This is a genomic window from Bacillus sp. AFS041924, assembly GCF_002577195.1.
Lineage (GTDB): Bacteria > Bacillota > Bacilli > Bacillales > Bacillaceae_G > Gottfriedia.
The window spans coordinates 1-4,344 of record NZ_NULG01000068.1; the positions used below are offsets into that span (position 1 = coordinate 1).

Consider the following 4,344-nt stretch of genomic DNA (forward strand, 5'->3'; position numbering starts at 1 on the left):
TGAAATACTATATATAAGCACTGCTTTAGTTGAATAAGAACTTATCTTAAATATGCATAAGCAATGTTCCATCAGATTTTACTGTAACTAAAGGATGTTCAAGGAAGTTTTCTTCAGTAAGCATAATTTCCTTTCCAAGCACATTTGATAGCTTACTCATAAATTTAAAAACGGAACTAGCTTCAGATAGACCAATAACTTCTTTAGGATTTATATCAAATTCTATTTCATCTTCTACAACGAAATGGCAATTTATCAAAACACCATTAATATTAATAGACATTAAAACACTTTTTTTCTTTTTTTCTTCAAATATTTTAGATACATTTGTTATTTTATTCGTGTTTTTTTGTCCATCTATATAAAACTGAATAGCCCAATCAGATAAACGTAACCATTCTATTAATTTTTGCCAATCGTCCAAATTGACATCTAAAACATAAATATCCCTTAAACTTCCATCAACGAAAAATACTTTATCCAGAACTTCATTAGTTAGGTGTTTTTCCATATAATAGATTCCCCAATACACGATTATGTATATTTATTGTACCATTCCTTATTGAACTAAACTGCCATTTTGTTGAATAAAAAAATCGACTAAACAGCCGATCTTGTTGTTCAACTATTGCACTGCGTTAGTTCATAAAAAATTAATCTTCAATAGTTCTTTTCTGTTCGTATAAAAATATAACTAGCATAATAACAAATGCTGGTAATTCCAAATATAGCAAAAATTCCAGGTGTCAAAGCAAAATAAAAACTAAAAGGAATTGACCAAATAAAAGCAAATAACATAAACCTTTTCTTAGAAGTTAATGAAGAATAAATCATTAAACAAGCTGGAAGAAATAACATTACGAAAGTATATGTGATTGAATTGACATCGAATTCATTTATATTTGCAGGATTAAAAAAAGAGAAAACAACCCACAAAATTATACTCGATACACCAGATAATACCCCTAGGGTAGCTGAAGTTTTTTTTATTTTGAAGTCCCCCTATTCGATTGATTTGTCCTATGCTCATACTCATTCTTTTAATTTTACATATTGCTTTATTACTTTTTCAATACAACAACCTCTTGTATTTGTTATATTGGTTTGTGCTTTTTAAAGAACCAAATAACAAAGAGAGCGACTTCTATAATTTATATTCTAGAATTAGTAATTTTTTCCTTTTATTGTTTCTTATTGAATTACCCTACAATTTTTCCAAGAAAAAAGACCGCAGAAGCAGTCGATCATTGTTCAACTAATGCTCTGTTTTAGTTGCATAAGACTATTTCGTTAGCAAATCCCCATTCTTTACATTGTGATTTATCTTAGCACTTTCCTTTGCTTCATCAATCGTATCGTAAATTGAATCCCCTATGACCTCCCAATTTAAATCACAAGAAAATAAATAATATTCATTACTACTTCCTTCATATTGACAAATAGCCATAGCAGTAATAGATATTTCATTAATTATTTCTTTATTATCATCTATTATTCCGACCGTTCCTTATTTATTAGACAAGGAATTTAATGTTAATGAATTACCCTAGCACCATCTAATTCAGTGGGAATACTCATTCATTAACCTCCACTCTAAATACAATAATATAAATAATTTCTACAAAATTTATTGATTTCCTTGTTCAACTAATCTGCCATTTTGTTGAATAAAAAAATCGATTAAATAGCCGATCAAGTTGTACAACTAATGCATCAGTTAGTTGCTTAAAGTTTAGCTAGGTGAATGGTCTCTTACTTATTATTTTTCAGGTTTAATATAGGGGACGATTTGTGTAGTGGCCCCAACTGAAGCACCACGAATATAATCTTGGTTTTCTAAGGCTTTAAAATTTTCAGTTTGACCAGTGAGCATTACTCCTAAAATTTTCACTTTATCAAATGGTTGATTTTTATTTAATTTTAAAAAATTCTGGATGGTTTGATTATCACCTTTAGAACTATATTTTTCCATTGAATCAATAAAACTACTATATGCCTCATTCGGTGAATCAGTTGGATCAAATCCATAAACTGAAGCACCAGAAGGTCCTTTACTTTCATCGACAATTGGTGATGCCATATACAACCATACGATATTTAAATTAACGGGAATTTTTGCTTGTATATCTTGAAAGGTATAAGGTCGATTGAAAGAAATGGCAACTTCCGCAACGTGATTTTTCATTTGTGAAATTTCCCCTAGTTCGTTTTGTACACCGTCATAGTATTTTTGAATAGTTGGGTTATAAAATGTCGCAACTTTTTTCTTTGTTTGTTTGTCATACTCATAAGAGTCTGTATTAGACCAATGAAAGCCCGGGATTAATTCGTTGTGATCTATAATGTTACGAATCCAATCATACGAACTAGTGAGTGTGCTCCATTGAACTAAATAACCATTAATATTTTTAGAACGATTCGTGATAATATTGCCACCAAACATTGTTGAACTACTTGTCACTTGGGAGTCGATTTGAATATTAGGTTCGGCAATGGCATTATGTAAAAAAAGATTATCGTGAAGTCTTGAAGAACTTTCTGCAGCAAAATAATTGCCTGTTTTATAAAGGATTGGTAATAGAATTAATACGACAATAATTGAAGTAATAATGATTTTAAATAGATGTTTACGTTTAGCCTTTTTTAGCGCTCCATTTAACGAATTATCCATTATTTTTTTCCTCCTATTTTAGAATAAATAAATTTACGTGAACGATATAGTTTTTGCTTGACGCTATCTACTCGAATATCCAAAATAAGAGCAATTTCCTCGTATGAAAAATCATAGTAATACTTTAATAAGAAAATTTCTTTGTATTCTTTTTTTACGTCCTTTAATAAATAGAAAATCTCATCCTTATTTAAAAAAGTATCAAATTCACAATCTATGTGTTGGAGCTTTGAGTATATTTCCTCTGTTAAGTAAATGTTCTGGTGCTCTTTTTTTCGTTTTAAATCAATATATTGATTGAGTGACACTCTAAAAAACCAAGGACGTATATTGCTCTCTGTTAGGTTATCCAACAGCGTATAGACTTTGTAAAAAGTGTCTTGAACGATATCTTCTGCATCCTCTTTTTTGGCTCCTTTTGCCAGTAATAAATAGAACACTTCCTCTCCTAGATGGATAAGATAGGAGGCGAGCACATTTTCTTTTTTCATCTTTGTTCCTCCCTATACTTATACAACGAATGAGCAATAGAAAATGTATACACAAAATTAATAATAAAGTTTTTTTCTATATTACCTGTGTCTGTTTTACAGAAATTAATTTATTATCAATTACTTTAATAACCTCCTACCAGATTAATAAGTAGGAGGTTATAACTTTCTTAAGCATATTTCATATTCTACTAAACTGCTATATAGAGAAAATAGAGGATGATCATTATTGATCATCCTCTATTTATTGTACAACTAAAGCACTGCATTAGTTACATAAGATTATTCTAATTAACCTTTTCAAATACGGACCAAAATTCATCATCTTCCAATAGTTGAACAATAACATCTGTTATTGTTTTACGACTTATATCTTCTATCAATAACATATCACTTGCCCAAAAATATTTACCATTCTGACACTCGCCAGTAGCTTGATTTTTATCTCTTAAACTCAAAATATTTTTATATGTAATAAAGGTAGCAACCCCTTTAGTACCATCTTCAAATATTACTTTCACATCAGTATTCTCATCATAAATATCATATTCATTTGACCACTCTTCAGCTTCAATCCAAATTTCTTTCATAATACCCCACTTTCAATAATAGCTTATATTCAACTAACTAATGCACGCGTTAGTTGAACAACAAATTTATTTATTTTCTTTTTTCTCATACGCAAATGATGCTCTTCTTCTTACATACTCTACTTCATCAATTATAAATTGTTTGAGGAGCAGTTTAACTTCTTCCTCATTAACAGTTAACTCTCCAAGTCCATAGGCAATTTGCCATCTCGCCTCAAAGTCATTAAATGATAAAGATTGTTTAGCTAAATCAATCAGTTGAGTAGGGTGATCAATTAACTGGTCAATAATGTTCTCACACTCATTGTCCCTTGCTAAAATAAATAAAAATTTGTTTACTAATTCCGTACTCCAATTTCCAACAGGTATTTTTTCAATTAAGTTATTTGTAGAAATGTATATCCTATCCCAATTAAGATAATCGGTCTCCCATTCACCATAAGAATTCTCTACCGTCTTAGACCAAATAACAAAACTCTCAATTTCTTTTATTAATTGAGACTCAAATTGTTTATCCATTTTAGATTCTCTCCTACAATATATGACCGTCAGCTTTGTACAACTAAAGCATTAGTTCGTATTATAAGGTCAG

The 4,344-nt window shown here is 29.8% G+C and carries 5 protein-coding genes; all 5 read right to left on the bottom strand.

What is annotated here, in order from left to right:
* Positions 1-46: 46 nt before the first annotated feature.
* A complete protein-coding gene (locus tag COC46_RS15665) occupies positions 47-511 on the bottom strand; it encodes a hypothetical protein (RefSeq protein ID WP_098810743.1) in 465 nt (154 codons plus the stop codon).
* 1,248 nt (positions 512-1,759) lie between these two features.
* Positions 1,760-2,671 (bottom strand): sigma factor regulator N-terminal domain-containing protein, encoded by a 912-nt coding sequence (locus COC46_RS15675; RefSeq protein ID WP_098810747.1) that lies wholly within the window; start codon positions 2,669-2,671, stop codon positions 1,760-1,762.
* Entirely contained in the window at positions 2,671-3,162 is a 492-nt protein-coding gene (locus COC46_RS15680; RefSeq protein ID WP_098810750.1) for an RNA polymerase sigma factor, read from the bottom strand. Before COC46_RS15680 ends, COC46_RS15675 begins: the two co-directional genes overlap by 1 nt.
* Before the next feature lie 287 nt (positions 3,163-3,449).
* A complete protein-coding gene (locus COC46_RS15685) occupies positions 3,450-3,752 on the bottom strand; it encodes a hypothetical protein (RefSeq protein ID WP_098810752.1) in 303 nt (100 codons plus the stop codon).
* Between the two features lie 66 nt (positions 3,753-3,818).
* A complete protein-coding gene (locus tag COC46_RS15690) occupies positions 3,819-4,271 on the bottom strand; it encodes a hypothetical protein (protein WP_098810754.1) in 453 nt (150 codons plus the stop codon).
* Positions 4,272-4,344: the final 73 nt, after the last annotated feature.

Coding starts and splice junctions, on each gene's coding strand:
- COC46_RS15665 (WP_098810743.1), bottom strand. CDS start 511: ATGGAAAAACACCTAACTAATGAAGTTCTGGATAAAGTATTTTTCGTT.
- COC46_RS15675 (WP_098810747.1), bottom strand. CDS start 2,671: ATGGATAATTCGTTAAATGGAGCGCTAAAAAAGGCTAAACGTAAACAT.
- COC46_RS15680 (WP_098810750.1), bottom strand. CDS start 3,162: ATGAAAAAAGAAAATGTGCTCGCCTCCTATCTTATCCATCTAGGAGAG.
- COC46_RS15685 (WP_098810752.1), bottom strand. CDS start 3,752: ATGAAAGAAATTTGGATTGAAGCTGAAGAGTGGTCAAATGAATATGAT.
- COC46_RS15690 (WP_098810754.1), bottom strand. CDS start 4,271: ATGGATAAACAATTTGAGTCTCAATTAATAAAAGAAATTGAGAGTTTT.